General features: G+C 53.5%; 21 protein-coding genes. 20 read left to right on the plus strand and 1 reads right to left on the minus strand.

Features of this window, described 5'->3' with window-relative positions; all coding sequences use genetic code 11:
* Positions 1 to 114: 114 nt before the first annotated feature.
* The 6 genes from ACESSO_RS15940 (at position 115) to ACESSO_RS15965 (ending at position 4,517) form a co-directional block, all read left to right on the plus strand.
* Positions 115 to 774 (plus strand): HAD family hydrolase, encoded by a 660-nt coding sequence (locus tag ACESSO_RS15940; RefSeq protein WP_373166537.1) that lies wholly within the window; start codon positions 115 to 117, stop codon positions 772 to 774.
* A 220-nt stretch (positions 775 to 994) separates the two neighbouring features.
* A complete protein-coding gene (locus ACESSO_RS15945; RefSeq protein ID WP_373166538.1) occupies positions 995 to 1,468 on the plus strand; it encodes a VOC family protein in 474 nt (157 codons plus the stop codon).
* Between the two features lie 3 nt (positions 1,469 to 1,471).
* The gene (locus ACESSO_RS15950; protein ID WP_373166539.1) at positions 1,472 to 2,194 is read left to right on the plus strand and encodes an alpha/beta fold hydrolase; all 723 of its coding nucleotides are present in this window, start codon (positions 1,472 to 1,474) and stop codon (positions 2,192 to 2,194) included.
* A 5-nt stretch (positions 2,195 to 2,199) separates the two neighbouring features.
* On the plus strand, positions 2,200 to 3,366 hold the full coding sequence (locus tag ACESSO_RS15955) for a pyridoxal phosphate-dependent aminotransferase (protein ID WP_373166540.1): 1,167 nt from the start codon (positions 2,200 to 2,202) through the stop codon (positions 3,364 to 3,366).
* A 9-nt stretch (positions 3,367 to 3,375) separates the two neighbouring features.
* On the plus strand, positions 3,376 to 3,756 hold the full coding sequence (locus tag ACESSO_RS15960; protein ID WP_373166541.1) for a VOC family protein: 381 nt from the start codon (positions 3,376 to 3,378) through the stop codon (positions 3,754 to 3,756).
* Between the two features lie 11 nt (positions 3,757 to 3,767).
* On the plus strand, positions 3,768 to 4,517 hold the full coding sequence (locus tag ACESSO_RS15965) for an exodeoxyribonuclease III (RefSeq protein ID WP_373166543.1): 750 nt from the start codon (positions 3,768 to 3,770) through the stop codon (positions 4,515 to 4,517).
* Positions 4,518 to 4,587: 70 nt separating this feature from the next.
* On the opposite strand, the gene ACESSO_RS15970 is transcribed toward ACESSO_RS15965, so the two are convergent.
* Positions 4,588 to 5,523 carry an AEC family transporter gene (locus ACESSO_RS15970; RefSeq protein WP_373166544.1) on the minus strand — a complete coding sequence of 312 codons (936 nt, stop codon included), beginning with the start codon at positions 5,521 to 5,523 and terminating at the stop codon, positions 4,588 to 4,590.
* A 127-nt stretch (positions 5,524 to 5,650) separates the two neighbouring features.
* On the opposite strand from ACESSO_RS15970, the gene ACESSO_RS15975 reads away from it, so the two are divergent.
* From ACESSO_RS15975 to ACESSO_RS16040, 14 genes are all read left to right on the plus strand, one after another.
* Complete coding sequence (locus tag ACESSO_RS15975) at positions 5,651 to 6,778, plus strand: D-alanyl-D-alanine carboxypeptidase family protein (RefSeq protein WP_373166591.1); 1,128 nt, start codon at positions 5,651 to 5,653, stop codon at positions 6,776 to 6,778.
* A 98-nt stretch (positions 6,779 to 6,876) separates the two neighbouring features.
* Positions 6,877 to 7,287, plus strand: coding sequence for a hypothetical protein (locus ACESSO_RS15980; RefSeq protein WP_373166545.1), 411 nt, complete (start codon positions 6,877 to 6,879; stop codon positions 7,285 to 7,287).
* A gap of 25 nt (positions 7,288 to 7,312) precedes the next feature.
* Positions 7,313 to 7,486: a hypothetical protein gene (locus ACESSO_RS15985; protein WP_373166546.1), complete on the plus strand. Its 174-nt coding sequence runs from the start codon at positions 7,313 to 7,315 to the stop codon at positions 7,484 to 7,486.
* Between the two features lie 154 nt (positions 7,487 to 7,640).
* Positions 7,641 to 7,898 (plus strand): AtpZ/AtpI family protein, encoded by a 258-nt coding sequence (locus tag ACESSO_RS15990; RefSeq protein ID WP_373166548.1) that lies wholly within the window; start codon positions 7,641 to 7,643, stop codon positions 7,896 to 7,898.
* Positions 7,895 to 8,278 carry an ATP synthase subunit I gene (locus ACESSO_RS15995; RefSeq protein ID WP_373166549.1) on the plus strand — a complete coding sequence of 128 codons (384 nt, stop codon included), beginning with the start codon at positions 7,895 to 7,897 and terminating at the stop codon, positions 8,276 to 8,278. The genes ACESSO_RS15990 and ACESSO_RS15995 overlap by 4 nt, the downstream gene beginning before the upstream one ends.
* 3 nt (positions 8,279 to 8,281) lie before the next feature.
* The gene (locus ACESSO_RS16000) at positions 8,282 to 9,001 is read left to right on the plus strand and encodes a F0F1 ATP synthase subunit A (protein WP_373166550.1); all 720 of its coding nucleotides are present in this window, start codon (positions 8,282 to 8,284) and stop codon (positions 8,999 to 9,001) included.
* A 75-nt stretch (positions 9,002 to 9,076) separates the two neighbouring features.
* Positions 9,077 to 9,334 (plus strand): ATP synthase F0 subunit C, encoded by a 258-nt coding sequence (gene atpE / locus ACESSO_RS16005; RefSeq protein ID WP_300183535.1) that lies wholly within the window; start codon positions 9,077 to 9,079, stop codon positions 9,332 to 9,334.
* Between the two features lie 59 nt (positions 9,335 to 9,393).
* Entirely contained in the window at positions 9,394 to 9,891 is a 498-nt protein-coding gene (gene atpF, locus ACESSO_RS16010) for a F0F1 ATP synthase subunit B (RefSeq protein WP_373166551.1), read from the plus strand.
* 6 nt (positions 9,892 to 9,897) lie between these two features.
* Positions 9,898 to 10,440 (plus strand): ATP synthase F1 subunit delta, encoded by a 543-nt coding sequence (gene atpH, locus ACESSO_RS16015; RefSeq protein ID WP_373166552.1) that lies wholly within the window; start codon positions 9,898 to 9,900, stop codon positions 10,438 to 10,440.
* A gap of 16 nt (positions 10,441 to 10,456) precedes the next feature.
* Positions 10,457 to 11,962, plus strand: coding sequence for a F0F1 ATP synthase subunit alpha (gene atpA / locus ACESSO_RS16020; protein WP_373166553.1), 1,506 nt, complete (start codon positions 10,457 to 10,459; stop codon positions 11,960 to 11,962).
* Positions 11,963 to 11,982: 20 nt separating this feature from the next.
* Positions 11,983 to 12,852, plus strand: a complete 870-nt coding sequence (atpG, locus tag ACESSO_RS16025) for an ATP synthase F1 subunit gamma (protein ID WP_373166554.1) — start codon at positions 11,983 to 11,985, stop codon at positions 12,850 to 12,852.
* Between the two features lie 26 nt (positions 12,853 to 12,878).
* Entirely contained in the window at positions 12,879 to 14,276 is a 1,398-nt protein-coding gene (atpD, locus tag ACESSO_RS16030) for a F0F1 ATP synthase subunit beta (protein WP_373166555.1), read from the plus strand.
* Position 14,277: 1 nt separating this feature from the next.
* Entirely contained in the window at positions 14,278 to 14,679 is a 402-nt protein-coding gene (gene atpC / locus ACESSO_RS16035; RefSeq protein ID WP_373166556.1) for an ATP synthase F1 subunit epsilon, read from the plus strand.
* A gap of 80 nt (positions 14,680 to 14,759) precedes the next feature.
* On the plus strand, positions 14,760 to 15,449 hold the full coding sequence (locus ACESSO_RS16040; protein ID WP_373166557.1) for a YoaK family protein: 690 nt from the start codon (positions 14,760 to 14,762) through the stop codon (positions 15,447 to 15,449).
* Positions 15,450 to 15,507 lie beyond the last annotated feature (58 nt).

The following is a 15,507-nucleotide window of genomic DNA, read 5'->3' on the forward strand; positions in this document are numbered from 1 at the left end:
GAACACAGTAGTTAAGCTCGTTTACGGTGACAATACTTGGCTGGCGACGGCCCGGGAAGATAACTCGACGCGCACACCAAGAAAAGCAGCAACTTCGGTTGCTGCTTTTTGCATATGGAGGTAAAAATGTATCAGTATATATTATTTGATTTGGACGGTACGCTGACTGATCCGCGTGAAGGGATTACGAAATCGGTACAGTATGCTTTGACAAAAATGGGAATTGATGAGCCGGACTTAAGCGCACTGGAGCATTTTATCGGGCCACCGCTTTATGATGAGTTTCGGCGGTGCTATGGGTTCGATGACATTGAGGCAAAGCAAGCAGTGGCAGCGTATCGGGAGCGCTTTTCAGTGACCGGTTGGAAGGAGAATTTGCTGTTTGACAGTGTGCCGGACATGCTTCAGTCGTTGCATTCTGCTGGAAAGATATTGGCCATTGCATCGTCAAAGCCGAAGGTCTTTGTCGAAAAAATATTGAATTATTTTGACATTGCAAAGTATTTTGACGTGATATCGGGCGCAACGCTGGACGGCAGCATCAGCACAAAGGCGCAGGTTGTGGAGCAGGCGCTGCAATGGCTGTCGGTTTCTGACAAAAGCAAAGCGGTGTTAGTAGGCGACCGGATGCATGATGTGGAGGGGGCACAGTCATGCTTGATTGACTGCGTGGGCGTGACGTTTGGTTTTGGAGGGTTGCAGGAATTACAGCGGGCAGGAGCTACTCGGATTGTGCAGGACTTCTCTCAGTTGTTGGAAGTGCTGACCAATTGATGCAAGCAATATTGCTGCTGCAAAGTAAAAGACGCTGTCGAATTCCCTTCAGATATGTCCAAGTTTTTTTGTGGGATTCGACGGCTCAAAGCGCATGCTCTATTCTTTACCGCTGGCGGCAACTGTGATAAAATAATAAATATATTGAAATCAATTATGTTGCTGATGAAATGCGGTACTTAGAAAAGTCGTTCTTGCGTATTGTGACGGAGGAATAGCGATGCTCCAATATCGTTTGCCAGTGCTGGCAGTGCGGAATATAGAAATTTCGAAAAAGTTCTATCACGATTTGTTTGACCAAACTGTTGCGCTGGATCTTGGCCACAGTGTTACCTTTTCCGGAGGATTTGCCATTCAGGAGGATTTTGATCAGTTCGTTGATATTCCCAAGTGCACAATACTGCACCAGTCGAACAATATGGAGTTGTATTTTGAGGTGGATGATTTTGACGCCTTTTTAGAGAAACTCCGTGATTTTCTGGATGTGGAGCTGGTACATCCACCCAAAATGTATGAATGGCATCAGCGTGTAGTGCGGCTGTATGATCCAGACTGGCATATGGTTGAGGTTGGAGAATCTATGGAGGTTGTCGCACGCCGATTATTGCGTGAGGGTTATGATGTTCTGCAGACCGCGCAGATCATTCAGCATCCGGTAGAGTTTGTGGAACAATGCAGGAAAGGTATGGAGTAGCCTATGTATGAATTTCAGCCGGAATTTGTTCGTTGCGGTGACGCTCGGATTGCTTACTATGATGCAGGACGTGGGAAACCGTTGGTTCTGCTGCACGGAAATGGGGAGGACAGCTCCTATTGGAAGGCGCAAATTCCGGAATTTACTCGCTTTTTCCGCGTAATTGCGGTGGACAGCCGTGGACACGGCGCTTCGGAAGCCGGCACACGCGGCTTGTCTTTTGAACTGATGGCACAGGATTTGAAAACGCTTTTGGATACACTTGGAATCAAAAAAGCGTATGTTCTTGGTTTTTCAGATGGCGGAAATCTGGCAATTAAGTTTGCGCTGATGTTTCCGACGTATGTCGATAAGCTGATCTTGAACGGTGCAAACGTGGAAATGTTTGCGGGAATGAAGCCGCATTTCCAGCTGCCGGTTTGTGCCGCTTATGGCGCGCTGCGTGTATTGGGAAGATTCAGCCAGCGGGCGGCGCGCAAGCGCGATGTATTTGGCCTGATGGTATATCCATATGGTGTGGTGATGGACGATCTGAAAAAGCTGACAATGCCAACACTGATTATTGTGGGAGAGCATGATATCGTGCGCGACAGCCAGACCAAAGAAATGGCCGCACGCATTCCGCATTGCCGGGTGGAAATCTTCCGTGATGGGGATCATTTTGTCGCGGCGAAGCAGCCGTCCCGCTTTAACCGTACGGTTGTGGAATTTTTATTGGGGAGATAAGGAAAATGCAGTTTATCAAGGCGGGTCAGACCGCAGAAAGCAATATTTTTAACCGGCTGGATGAGAGAAAACGCGCGCTGATTGCCGGCGGCGCAGATGTGATTAACCTGTCCATCGGCACGCCCGATTTTCAGCCGGACGCACATGTGATGCAGGCGGTGAGTCAGGCTGCGCTCAAACCGGAGCAGTACAAGTATTCATTGACCGAAACGCCGGAGCTGATTGCGGCGGTGCAGGACTGGTACCGTCGCCGCTATGATGTTGCGCTGGACGCGGATGAGATTATGGCGGTTTGCGGTTCGCAGGAAGGCATTGCGCATGTTGGGTTTGCTTTCGCGGGACACAATGACTTAATTCTTGCGCCCGATCCGGGCTACCCCATCTTCTCGTTCGGTCCGATGATGACCGGTGCGACCGTCGGCCTGTATCCGCTTCGTGCGGAAAACAATTGGCAGCTGGATTTTGCGGATATTCCGGAGGATATTGCCGAGCGTGCCAAGGCAATCGTCGTATCCTACCCGAATAACCCGACTACCGCGGTGGCAAACCGTGCGTTTTACGAAAAACTGGTCACTTTTGCGCGGGAGCACAATATTATTGTGCTGCATGATAATGCGTATTCGGACTTGATGCTCAATGGAGAACAAGGTCTTTCCTTCCTGTCCATTCCGGGGGCGAAAGAGGTGGGTATCGAGTTTAACTCGCTGTCGAAGACCTATAATCTGACGGGTATGCGTGTATCATTTGCACTGGGCAATCGCGAGGTGATTGCGCGCTTCCGTGCGTTCCGTTCTCAGATTGACTACGGTATGTTTTACCCGATTCAGGTGGGCGCGGTCGCGGCATTGACCGGTCCGCAGGATATCGTTCGCCGTAATCGGGAAGGCTACATAGCGCGGCGTGATGCGCTGTGCGGCGGTCTGCGCCGCATCGGCTGGGATGTGCCGGATGCGCAGGGCACCATGTTTGTCTGGGCGAAAATTCCGGAACGGTTTTCTTCTTCGGTGGAGTTTGTGCTGGAGCTGATGGAAAAGACCGGCGTTATCTGCGTGCCGGGCAGCTCTTTTGGCGCGCAAGGCGAAGGCTATGTGCGGTTTGCGCTGGTTGTGCCGCCGGAGCGGATGGAGGAAGCCGTGCGCCGCATTGACGAAAGCGGGATTCTGCGCGGTTGAGGTAATGCAATGAAAATCACGCATGTCGCACTATACACCAATGATCTTACGCGGATACGCGCGTTTTATGAAACCTATTTTGGCGGTGTTGCAGGTGCGTTATACCATAATCCTAAAACCGGCCTGCAAACCTATTTCCTGTCTTTTGCGGACGGTGTGCGTCTGGAGCTGATGACGCGGCCGCAGCTGAAGCCCGCCGCAGACGGTATGCATATCGGCTGGGCACATCTGGCGTTTCAGGCTGGATCGCGCGCAGAGGTGGATGCGCTGACCGCGCGGCTGCAGACAGACGGCTATCCCGTCGTCAGTGGTCCGCGCGTGACAGGGGATGGATACTATGAAAGCTGCATACTGGACCCGGATGGGAACACCGTAGAAATTACAGCATAAAAGGAGCAACTATGAAGCTGATCTCTTGGAATGTAAACGGCCTGCGCGCATGCGTGGGCAAGGGCTTTTTCGATTTTCTCGCGGCGGAGCAGCCGGATATGATGTGCTTGCAGGAGACAAAGTTACAGCCTGAGCAGGCGCCGCAGGTCGAGGGGTATCACGAATACTGGAACTCGGCGGAGAAAAAGGGGTATTCGGGTGTGGCGCTGTTCAGTAAAAATGAGCCGCAGTCCGTAACCTATGGCTTGGGCATTGACGAGCATGACCACGAAGGCCGCGTTATCACCGCAGATTATGGTGAATTTTATCTGGTGACGGTTTATACGCCTAATTCGCAGGATGAGCTTAAGCGTTTGGACTATCGAATGCACTGGGAGGACGACTTCCGTGCTTACCTGAAGAAGCTGGACGCAGACAAGCCGGTTATCGTATGCGGGGATATGAACGTTGCGCACAAGGAAATCGATTTGAAAAACCCCAAAACGAACCGCCGCAACGCAGGTTTCACCGACGAGGAACGCGAAAAGATGACCGAACTGCTTGAGGCTGGGTTTACCGACACGTTCCGTCACTTTTATCCGGATGCAACCGGAGCATATTCGTGGTGGAGCTATCGCTTTAAGGCACGCGAAAAAAATGCGGGGTGGCGCATCGATTATTTTCTGGTGTCTGACCGTTTTATTGAGCGCGTCAAGGATGCACGCATTTTAAATGATGTATTTGGCTCGGACCACTGTCCGGTGCTGATTGAAATTGAGTAAGAGACAGAATTGCATGCAAAAGAAAAACAGACTGTGAAGTATTTCGCAGTCTGTTTTTTTATGTGGTTTGTTATCCACCGAGCAAGCCGCTCAGTGCAATCATTGATGGGATGGTAATGGCGGATAGAATTGTGGAAACGGCAACCGCGCGTGTGGAAAACAGATAGTCCGTACCGTATACCTGACCGAACATCGAGCAAGCCATGGCGACCGGCGCAGCCGCGCTGATCAGCATGGTGTTGCGCAATACACTGTCAAGCGGGAGCAGCAGAAAAATTGCCAGCGTAATCAGTGGCAGGATGAGCAAACGCAAGGCGGTGACATAATACACCTGTTTATCCTGAAAACAGGAACGAAGGTCACATTGCGCGAGAAATGCCCCCAGAATAATCATAGCGACCGGTGTGTTGAGCGAGGCAAGATAGGAAACGCAGGTCGCAGGAATCTGAGGCAAATCAAGGGGCGTCAGAAAAAAGACAAGCCCGATGGCCAGTGAGACCGTGCCGGGATTAAGTATGGCGTTATACAGCTTTTGCGCCCGTGTAGTATCACGACACAGCTGGGAAACGCCATAGCTCCAGAGCAGCACGTTGTTGATAGCGATAAACGCAGAACCAAGAAACAGGCCGTAGGAGCCATACAGAGCGTCCAGCAGCGGGAGCGCCATAAAACCGCAGTTGGTGAATACCACGCACATGCGTTTATCCGCAAAATTTTCGTGTGGTCCGTTGGCGCGAAACAGAAAATGCCCGACAGCCATGGACAATCCCATAGCGATAATGGTGCAGCCTGCTGCAGCTAACAGATCCGTGACAAGTGCAGGGTCGAATTCGCGCTGAAACGAATCAATGACAACGCAGGGCGCGATGATGCGCGTCAGAATGAGCGATAGCTGGCCGGCGCCGTCGTTATTCAGGTATTTCAGCCGAACGCACACAAAACCAACCGCCATCAGCAAAAACATTACAATGATTTGTGAGACTAAAATTTGAATATTCTCCAGCAAAATGTATTCCCTCCGATCTCCAATTTTATAATCATAAAACAATTTAGAAGCATTTGTCAATGCAAAAGACATGTTTTCGTTTTATCAGGCATAAGATGAGGTGAAAGGGTGGTTGGCTGTGAAAAAAATGATTTGCGCCGCCATACTGGGCGGAATGCTGCTGGTACAGGCGGCGGCGCTGCCGGAAATGGGGGCGCTTAATGCAAAGTCTGCCGCACTGTATGCGGCTAATGGGCAGGAACTGTTTACATATAATGCCGATGAGCAGTTGCAGCCGGCATCGGTTACCAAAATCATGACCATGCTGCTGACAATGGAGGCGCTCGAACGCGGTGAGGTGACGCTGGACACCATGATTACGGGCAGCGAATACGCCTGCTCGATGGGTGGAACGCAGGTCTGGCTGGAACCGGGCGAGCAGATGTCGCTCAACGATATGCTCAAAGCAATTGCCGTCGGTTCGGCAAACGACTGTGCGGTTGCGGTGGCAGAGCACCTTGCCGGTACCGAAGCGGCATTTGTCGATCGCATGAATCAGCGCGCGGCAGAGCTGGGCTGCACCAATACGCAGTTTATCAACGCCAACGGGCTGGACGGCATGGGGCAGAAAACCATGACCTCAGCGCGTGATATTGCGCTCATTTCCTGTGAGCTGCTGCGGCACCCCAAAATTCTGGAGTACACCGGCATCTGGATGGACAGCATCCGCGGCGGAAAATTTTCGCTGGCCAACACAAATAAAATGCTCAAGAGTTATCCGGGATTGACCGGACTGAAAACAGGATACATTTCCGAAGCGGGCTTTTGTATTTCGGCCAGCGCCGAGCGGGACGGCCTCAGTCTGGTTGCGGTGGTGATGGCGGCGCCGACCAAGGAAACCCGTATGGCGGACGCATCCGCACTGCTCAATTACGGTTTTGCCAATTTCACGGTTTATACGCCGCCGGATGATTTGCTGCAGCCGGTTCCCGTGCAGCTTGGCAGCGCGGACTTTGTGCAGCCAGTCTTGCAGAATGACCAGTCAATTGTGGTAGAAAAGGAAAAAGCGGCAGAGCTGGAAACGAAATTGGAGTTACCGGATGCGCTCCAGGCACCGATTACAGCAGGCCAGCAGATTGGGCAGCTGACGGTGTCGAGCGGGGGAGAAACCCTGCTGCAGCTTCCGATTACAGCGGCGGAAGATGTAGAGGCACGGAGTGTCCCGGGACTACTGCTTCAATTCTTAGGAAAACTGGTCGGCGGCGGTGCGGCGTAATATGGACAAAATGACGGAAAGTTTGCAAATCAGGCTTGAGGTTTGGGGCAAACTATGGTACACTAAAAACAACCTCAAAGGTTGGGAGGATATAAACTATGGTAAAACTGATTATTGGCGGCACTGGCTCTGGTAAGACCAAGGAATTGATTGACCAGGTCAACGCCGCGGTACAAGAAGAAAAGGGAAGCGTGGTTTGCATTTCGCGCGGCAACAAATTGACTTTTGATATTTCGCATGATGCGCGACTGATTGATGCAACCGATTACCCGATCAAGGATTATGCAAGCCTGCTTGGATTCCTGTGCGGCATTCATGCCGGTAACTATGATATTACGCGCGTTTTCATTGACGGTCTGTATAAGATTACCGGTGTCAAGGACGTAGCAAAGGCAGAGGAGTTCCTCAACATGCTGGATCAGTTCTCTGCGCAGCACAGCGTTAACTTTACGGTTTCCCTCAGCGAGGAGCCGTCCGCTGCGACCGACGGTATGAAGCGTTTTCTGTAAGAAAATACTTAGCAGTTACAGCAATATGAAAAAAGCAGCGATCATTTCGCTGCTTTTTCATTTTTCGCCGGGTATAGACACCAACGGGAGCGGGAAAGGTACTATTGCTGTCCGTTTACAAAATATGCATTATTTGATGAAGTTTACGTTATTCGCACAGATTTTTAAAGCGAGATTGGTCAATATATATGATGAATGAAAGAGGAAAAATTTTTTTTTAGAGATTTCTAATAAAAAGTGTTTCACTTTTTGGTTTGGTTAGGTATAATAAGAACGATATGTGGGAGGGGCAGTTATGCCTATTTGGTACGGCTGTGCTCGGAATATCGAATCGGCAATATGGGGGAATGCGGTTGAGTCAAAAAAAAGATCATTGGAGTGTGCTGCGTTACCTGATTTATTTTAGTCAGGTCGGATTCACAGTCGTCACACCGCCGGTACTCTGTTGTTTTGGAGCGCTTTGGCTCCGGAACCGATTTGGCTGGGGCAACGGTGTGGTGATTTTCGGAATCCTACTCGGGATAGCGGTTGCAGCCTGCGGACTGCGGGACTTCCTGCGGTTTACCGAGCGAAAAGCCAGAGAAAGCGAAAGAAAGGAGAAGCTGCCGTGACGGGAAAACAAATCGTGCGGGAAGAGTCGGCGCGGATGTTACGCGGCGTTGTGCCGCTGACACTCATTGCCTTTGGCATTTTTGTGCTGGCCGGCTGTGAAGTGTGGCGGGCAGGCGTTAGCTTGCTGCTGGGCGCAGCCTATGCGTTGGTTTTGTTTCGCATGATTGGCAACAATGTTGCCAAAGCCGCTTTGTTCCCACCGGATCAGGCGACCCGTATCGTGCGGCGCGGCTATTTTTTCCGCTATGTGCTGACCGGTTTTGCGGTGTTTGCGGCTATTAAAGTGCCGTTTATCCATCCGCTGGCCGCAGTGCTTCCGCTCTTCTTTCCGAAAGTGATTTTACTCTGGTATAACGTAGTTCAGAGGAAAGGAGGTTAGACGGTGAATGTTGAAATAAACGGCCCACAGGTACTGGGATATTTATTCGGCAATCCCAATCTGCCTATCACGGAAACCATGCGAAATGCGTGGATTGTGATGGCGTTTATCCTGTTCCTGTGCATTTTCCTGACCCGGCGCATGGAGAAAATCCCGAAGGGGAAACAGGCGCTGGCGGAAAAGGCTGTCATTATGATTGACAATCTGGTCGACAGCACCATGGGACAGGGATGCCGGGCATTTTCGCCTTATATTGCAACGCTGCTGATGAGCTCGCTGTTCGGCTCGCTGGCGTCGCTGTTTTGGATGCGTCCGGTAACGGCCGACCTGAATACGACGCTGGGCTGGGCACTGATGACGTTTGTGCTGATCACATACAACAAGATCAAGTACGGCGGCATCGTCGGCTATCTCAAGGGCTTCTTGGAGCCTGTCTTTGTGATGGCTCCGCTCAATGTGCTCAGCGAAGTGGCCACCCCGGTTTCCATGTCCTTCCGTCATTTCGGTAATATGGCGGGCGGCCTTGTCATTTCGACACTGATCATGGGCGCGCTGGAGGTTCTGTCCAATGCGATTCTGGGCTTTTTGCCCGTGCCGCTGTTGCAGATCGGCTTGCCCGGTATCCTTTCGCTGTACTTTGACTGTTTCACTGCTTGTATGCAGGCATTCATCTTCAGTATGCTGACCATGGCTTATGTAGGTGATGCGCGCGGCAGCAGCTGACGCACAAGGTATGGCAATCAATAACCGAATCCATTCTCAAATTTTGAACAACAACAATTTCAGGAGGAAAAAAGTATGGATCCCAAAGCATTTGTAGCAGGCATGTCCGCCCTCGGCGCTGGTATGGCGATGATCGCAGGTCTTGGCCCTGGTATTGGTGAAGGTTACACCGCCGGTCAGGCGTGTGCCGCTATCGGCCGTCAGCCGGAAGCGCAGGGCGATATCACCCGTACCATGATTCTCGGTATCGCTATGGCCGAGTCCACCGGTATTTACGCGCTGGTTGTTGCGCTGATTCTGCTGTTTGCCAACCCGTTTGTCGGCCAGTTCTAAGCAGTCTGGTCATAGCAGGATGAACGGAATCATCTTCCGTTTGGGAAGGAGGTAAAACAGTGGCGGAGTTCCAGTCTTTTGTTTATATCAACTGGTGGAATATCCTTGTGACGATGTGCAATACGCTCATTACGTTTGCCATCATCAAGAAGTTCCTGTTTAAGCCTGTGCGCAAGATGCTCGCCGCGCGCGAGGAAGAAGTGCAGGCCATGTACGGGAACGCAGAAAAGGCGCAGACCGAAGCCGAGCAGATGCGCAGCGAATACACTGAGCGTCTGGCCAAGGCCAAGGAGGAAGCTGCCGAGATCGTCGGTTCTGCCACCCGCCGCGCGACCGTGCGCAGTGAGGAGATCCTCAAGGAATCCTCGCAGCAGGCCGCTGCCATGATGAAGAAGGCCGAGAGCACCATCGAGCAGGAGCGTAAGAAGGCTATGAACGAGCTTAAGGATGAGGTCGCCAGCCTTTCTGTCATGATCGCCTCCAAGGTCGTCGAGCGCGACGTCAAGGAAGCCGATCACGAGCGCTTCATCGAAGAGTTCATCGACAAGGTGGGGTGAGCGCAGGTGGCTGATATTGTAAGCGAGCGCTATGCGCTGAGCCTGTACGAGGTGGCTGCGGACGAGAAAAAGGAGAAAGCCTATCTCGACGAGTTGGCCGCAGTCAGTGAGGTATTCGGACAGGAGCCGGATTTCCTCAAGATGCTCTTGACGCCGTCCATCGCGCTGGAGGACAAGCAGAATGTTCTGCGCAAGGTGTTTGAAGGGCGGATTGAGCCTTTTCTGCTCAATTTTCTGATGCTGATTACGGAAAAGGGCCGTGTCGGCCTGATTCACCACATGTATCAGGCGTATAAAGAGCATTATTACTTTGAAAACGGCATCGTGGAAGTGCACGCCATTACGGCAAAGCCGATGAGCGAAGCGCTGACCGAAAAGCTGAAAGCCAAAATGAGCGCCGTAACCGGAAAACAGGTGGTGCTCGAAACGTCGGTGGATGAAAGCATCCTCGGCGGTATTGTCGTCAAGCTCGGCAACGAGCAGTTCGACACCAGCCTGCGCACTCGCTTGAACGAGATTGCCGCACGGCTGACCAATACTATCGCGTAAGGAAGTAGGTGACTTTATGGAATTACGCCCCGAAGAGATTAGCAATATCATCAAAGAGCAGATCACGCACTACCAGAGCCAGATCAAGCTGGCCGACGTCGGTACGGTTGTTACCGTCGGCGACGGCATCGCACATGTCCACGGTCTGGAAAACTGCATGTCCGGTGAGCTGCTCGAATTTCCGGGCGGCGTATACGGCATGGCGCAGAACCTGGAAGAGGATCTGGTCGGCGCCGTAATCCTGGGTTCGGATCAGGATATTCGTGAAGGCGACACGGTAAAACGCACAAACCGCATCGTAGAGGTGCCGGTGGGCGAGGCCATGCTCGGCCGCGTTGTGGACGCGCTGGGCAAGCCGATTGACGGCAAGGGCCCGATCCATACCACGGAGTCGCGTCCGATTGAAAGCCCCGCACCGGGCATCATCGAGCGCGCACCGGTTAACGTACCGCTGCAGACCGGTATCAAGGCAATCGACTCTATGATCCCGATCGGCCGCGGTCAGCGTGAGCTGATTATCGGTGACCGTCAGACCGGTAAGACCGCGATCTGTCTGGATACCATTATCAACCAGAAGGGTACGGGGGTTATCTGTATCTATGTGGCCATCGGCCAGAAGCGTTCGACGGTTGCGCAGGTTGCTGAGACGCTGACGCAGAACGGTGCTATGGATTATACCTGCATCGTCGCAGCAACGGCATCCGAGTCCGCGCCGCTGCAGTATATCGCGCCGTATGCGGGCTGCTCGATTGGCGAGTACTTTATGCATAAGGGCAAGGACGTGTTGGTCATTTATGATGACCTGTCCAAGCACGCGGTGGCTTATCGCGCCCTTTCCTTGCTGCTCCATCGTCCGCCAGGACGTGAAGCATACCCCGGCGACGTATTCTATCTGCATTCCCGTTTGCTGGAACGCGCAGCCAATATCCAGAACGGCGGCTCGCTGACCGCTCTGCCGATTATCGAGACGCAGGCGGGCGACGTTTCGGCTTATATTCCGACCAACGTCATTTCGATTACGGACGGCCAGATCTTCCTGGAAACCGAGCTGTTTAACTCCGGTATTCGTCCGGCGGTTAACCCCGGCATTTCGGTATCCCGTGTCGGCGGCAACGCGCAGATCAAGGCGATGAAGAAGGTTGCGGGCACGCTGAAGCTGGCGTATTCGCAGTACCGCGAACTGCAGGCATTCTCGCAGTTCGGCTCGGACCTCGACGCGGACACCAAGAAGCGCCTGAATCAGGGCGAGCGCATCGTGGAAGTGCTCAAGCAGCCGCAGAATAGCCCGATTCCGGTCGAGAAGCAGGTTATCATCATTTTTGCCGTCGTTTCCGGTCAACTGCTTGACATTCCGGCCGATCAGGTTGCCGCGTTTGAAAAAGAGCTGTTTGAGTTTATCGATGGCGTCTATGGCGATATTCCGGAAACCATCCGCACGACCAAGCAGATGGATGACGACATCAAGGAGAAGCTGACCAAGGCAATCGAGGAATTCAAAGCAAAGTTCCTTTCCGAGCATTAAGACGGAAGGAGGACTGAACAATGGCTTCCGGAAACATGAAGGACATTAAGCGCCGCATCAAGTCGGTGCAGTCCACCATGCAGATTACCAAGGCGATGGAGCTGGTGGCTTCTTCCAAAATGCGCCGTGCCAAGGAGCGTGCGCTGGCCGCGCGGCCCTATTTCAACACAATGTATGAAACCATCACCCGGCTGGCTGCCGCAACACGTAATGGTGATTCGGTGTATACCCGTCACCGCGACGTGAAGAACAGCCTGTATATCGTCATCGCGGGCGACCGTGGTTTGGCGGGCGGCTATAATGCCAACCTGTTCAAGCTGGCCGCTGCCGAGATGGAGGGCAAAAAGGCGCAGGTTGTCACAATCGGCAAAAAGGCGCAGGAGCATTACGCCAAGCGCGACTGGCCGGTTGCGGCAGATTATCCGGGCATTGCCGAAACCATGAAAATCAGCGACACGCATGAAATCGTCGAGCACATGCTCGGTATGTTCCGCGGCGGGCAGGTGGACGAGGTTTTCCTCTGTTACACGCAGTTTGTTTCGCCCCTGCAGCAGGAGCCTAAGTGTATCCAGCTGCTGCCGGCGAACTTTGATCGCAGCGAACAAGGCGAAAAGACGACGGGCGCGCGTGTGCTGACCGAATACGATCCCTCTCCAGAGGCGGTGTTCGACGCGATCATTCCCGAATACCTGTACGGTGTGCTGTACGGTGCGGTGGTGGAAAGCTACTGCTCCGAGCAGTCTGCACGCCGCATGGCGATGGAGGCTGCGTCCGACAATGCCAGCGAGATGATCGAAAATCTGAATCTGTCCTATAACCGTGCACGTCAGGCAGCCATCACGCAGGAGATCACCGAGATCGTCGCGGGTTCAGGCGAGGTCGGCGCATAGGACGATACGAATTAGGAGTTTTGCCAATGAGTGAGCAGAATATTGGCACCGTTGTCCAGATTATCGGACCGGTGCTGGACATCAAATTTGCTGCCGACGCACTGCCAAAGCTGCTGAGCGCCATCACGATTGACAACAACGGCTGTATCGTAACGGTCGAAGTTGCGCAGCACATCGGTCAGGATACCGTGCGCTGCATCGCGATGGAGTCTACGGACGGTTTGGTGCGCGGCATGAAGGCCGTCGATACCGGCGGACCGATTACGGTCCCGGTCGGCGACAAGAATCTGGGCCGCATTTTCAACCTGCTCGGCCAGCCGGTGGACAACAAGCCGCCGGTTGAGGGCGAGGAGCGCTGGCCCATTCATCGTCCCGCTCCTTCTTATGAGGAGCAGGAATCCACGACGGAAATCCTCGAAACCGGCATCAAGGTCATCGACCTGATTGCGCCGTATGCCAAGGGCGGTAAAATCGGCCTGTTCGGCGGCGCAGGCGTCGGCAAGACGGTTATCATCATGGAGCTGATTAACAACATCGCCAAGCAGCATGGTGGTATTTCGGTATTCACCGGCGTTGGCGAGCGTACCCGTGAGGGCAATGACCTGTATAACGAAATGCAGGAGTCCGGCGTTATCAACAAGACCGCACTGGTTTACGGCCAGATGAACGAGCCGCCCGGAGCGCGTATGCGCGTGGCGCTTTCCGGTCTTACCATGGCGGAGTACTTCCGCGATGTGGAAGGGCAGGACGTGCTGCTGTTTATCGACAACATCTTCCGCTTCACGCAGGCGGGTTCCGAGGTATCCGCGCTGCTCGGCCGTATGCCGTCCGCGGTAGGCTATCAGCCGACGCTGGCGACCGAGATGGGCGCACTGCAGGAGCGTATTACCTCGACCAAGAAGGGTTCGATTACGTCCGTACAGGCGGTTTACGTTCCGGCGGACGACCTGACCGACCCCGCGCCGGCGACCACGTTCTCGCATCTGGATGCAAAGGTCGTTTTGTCGCGTGATATTGCGTCGATGGGTATTTATCCGGCGGTTGACCCGCTCGACTCGTCCTCGCGTATTCTGACCGCGGACGTGGTCGGCATCGACCATTATGAGGTCGCGCGTGCGGTGCAGTCCATTTTGCAGAAGTACAAGGACTTGCAGGACATCATCGCTATCCTCGGTATGGACGAACTGTCTGATGAGGATAAGCTGACCGTTGCCCGCGCCCGTAAGATTCAGAACTTCCTGTCGCAGCCGTTCCATGTTGCAGAGCAGTTCACGGGCTTCCAGGGCAAGTATGTTCCGGTTTCGGAGACGATCCGCGGCTTCCGCGAGATTCTCGACGGCAAGCATGACGATCTGCCCGAGTCGGCGTTCCTGTTTGCCGGCACCATCGACGAGGTCGTGGAGAAGGCGAAGAAGGGGGCATAATATGGCTACCTTTCATCTCAAGGTGCTGACGGTTGACCGTTGCTTTTATGACGATGAGGTCGATCAAATCGTCATTCGCACCACACAGGGCGACGTTGGCATTTTGCCGCATCATGTGCCGTACACCGCGGCGCTCGGCATCGGCGGCCTGACCATTTTTCAGAATGGGCAGTCCCGCGTTGCAGCGATTGCGGGCGGCTTTGTGGATGTGTCGCGCGAGCAGACGGTCGTGCTTGCCCGCACCTGTGAATGGGCGGACGAGATTGACATCAACCGCGCTCGTGAGGCCGCTGAGCGTGCCCGTGCCATCCTTCAGAAGAAGGAAAGCGACCATGAGCATGATATTGCGCAGGTCAAGCTGAAAAAGGCAATCAACCGCATGCGGATTGCGGGAGACAAATGAAGGAAAAACCGTCCGTTGTTGAAACGGACGGTTTTTTTTGCTATACTGGGGGAAGAAAATGAAGGAGATGGAAAGCAAAGATGCAACAGGAAAAGGGTCAGATGTCCGAATCGCTGCTGTTGGGCGGGCTGCTCGCAATGGCGGGCGGATTTTTTGACGCATATACATATCTCAGCCGCGGCGGCGTTTTTGCCAACGCGCAGACCGGCAATATTGTACTGTTCGGTTTAAAGCTGGCAGAGGGGGAGTGGCAGCGTGCGCTGACGTATTTGCTGCCGATTCTGGCATTTGCCTTGGGCGTGGTCGCGGCCGAACTGGTCAAGCGGCGCGGCAAGCGCAAAGATAAATCGGATGCGATGCTGCATTGGCGGCAGGTCATTGTCATGGCGGAGATTATTCTGCTGGCGGTTGTAGCCTTTTTGCCGCAGCAGATGAATATGGTAGTCAATACCGTAATTTCCTTCGTCTGTGCCATGCAGGTGGAAACCTTCCGAAAGGTGCGCGGCAGCGCGTTCGCTACGACTATGTGTACCGGTAATCTGCGTTCGGGCACCGAGCAGCTGATGATTTGGCACCACACGGGAGAAGCGAACGCGGCGCGCAAAGCACGGCACTATTATTCGATCATTCTGCTTTTTATTTTAGGCGCGGCACTGGGGGCGCGTTTGACCGATATGCTGGGAGAACGGGCGCTGCTGCTGACCTGCGCACCGCTGCTGGCTGTATTTGTTTTGATGTTCCGCGAAGAAGAAGCCCATATCTACGGATGACGAAAAAGCGCGCCCATCAGGCGCGCTTTTTGTATCATTTGGACGGTGAGACGGCATA

The organism is Agathobaculum sp. Marseille-P7918, from assembly GCF_964248325.1.
GTDB lineage: Bacteria > Bacillota > Clostridia > Oscillospirales > Butyricicoccaceae > Agathobaculum.

Bases quoted from the DNA above. Each gene is read 5' to 3' on its own strand.
- ACESSO_RS15965 (WP_373166543.1), top strand. From the start codon at position 3,768: ATGAAGCTGATCTCTTGGAATGTAAACGGCCTGCGCGCATGCGTGGGC.
- ACESSO_RS15985 (WP_373166546.1), top strand. From the start codon at position 7,313: ATGAAAAAAGCAGCGATCATTTCGCTGCTTTTTCATTTTTCGCCGGGT.
- ACESSO_RS15950 (WP_373166539.1), top strand. From the start codon at position 1,472: ATGTATGAATTTCAGCCGGAATTTGTTCGTTGCGGTGACGCTCGGATT.
- ACESSO_RS15960 (WP_373166541.1), top strand. From the start codon at position 3,376: ATGAAAATCACGCATGTCGCACTATACACCAATGATCTTACGCGGATA.
- atpD (WP_373166555.1), top strand. From the start codon at position 12,879: ATGAGTGAGCAGAATATTGGCACCGTTGTCCAGATTATCGGACCGGTG.
- atpA (WP_373166553.1), top strand. From the start codon at position 10,457: ATGGAATTACGCCCCGAAGAGATTAGCAATATCATCAAAGAGCAGATC.
- atpE (WP_300183535.1), top strand. From the start codon at position 9,077: ATGGATCCCAAAGCATTTGTAGCAGGCATGTCCGCCCTCGGCGCTGGT.
- ACESSO_RS15975 (WP_373166591.1), top strand. From the start codon at position 5,651: ATGATTTGCGCCGCCATACTGGGCGGAATGCTGCTGGTACAGGCGGCG.
- ACESSO_RS15945 (WP_373166538.1), top strand. From the start codon at position 995: ATGCTCCAATATCGTTTGCCAGTGCTGGCAGTGCGGAATATAGAAATT.
- atpC (WP_373166556.1), top strand. From the start codon at position 14,278: ATGGCTACCTTTCATCTCAAGGTGCTGACGGTTGACCGTTGCTTTTAT.
- ACESSO_RS16040 (WP_373166557.1), top strand. From the start codon at position 14,760: ATGCAACAGGAAAAGGGTCAGATGTCCGAATCGCTGCTGTTGGGCGGG.
- ACESSO_RS15980 (WP_373166545.1), top strand. From the start codon at position 6,877: ATGGTAAAACTGATTATTGGCGGCACTGGCTCTGGTAAGACCAAGGAA.
- ACESSO_RS15940 (WP_373166537.1), top strand. From the start codon at position 115: ATGGAGGTAAAAATGTATCAGTATATATTATTTGATTTGGACGGTACG.
- atpG (WP_373166554.1), top strand. From the start codon at position 11,983: ATGGCTTCCGGAAACATGAAGGACATTAAGCGCCGCATCAAGTCGGTG.
- ACESSO_RS15955 (WP_373166540.1), top strand. From the start codon at position 2,200: ATGCAGTTTATCAAGGCGGGTCAGACCGCAGAAAGCAATATTTTTAAC.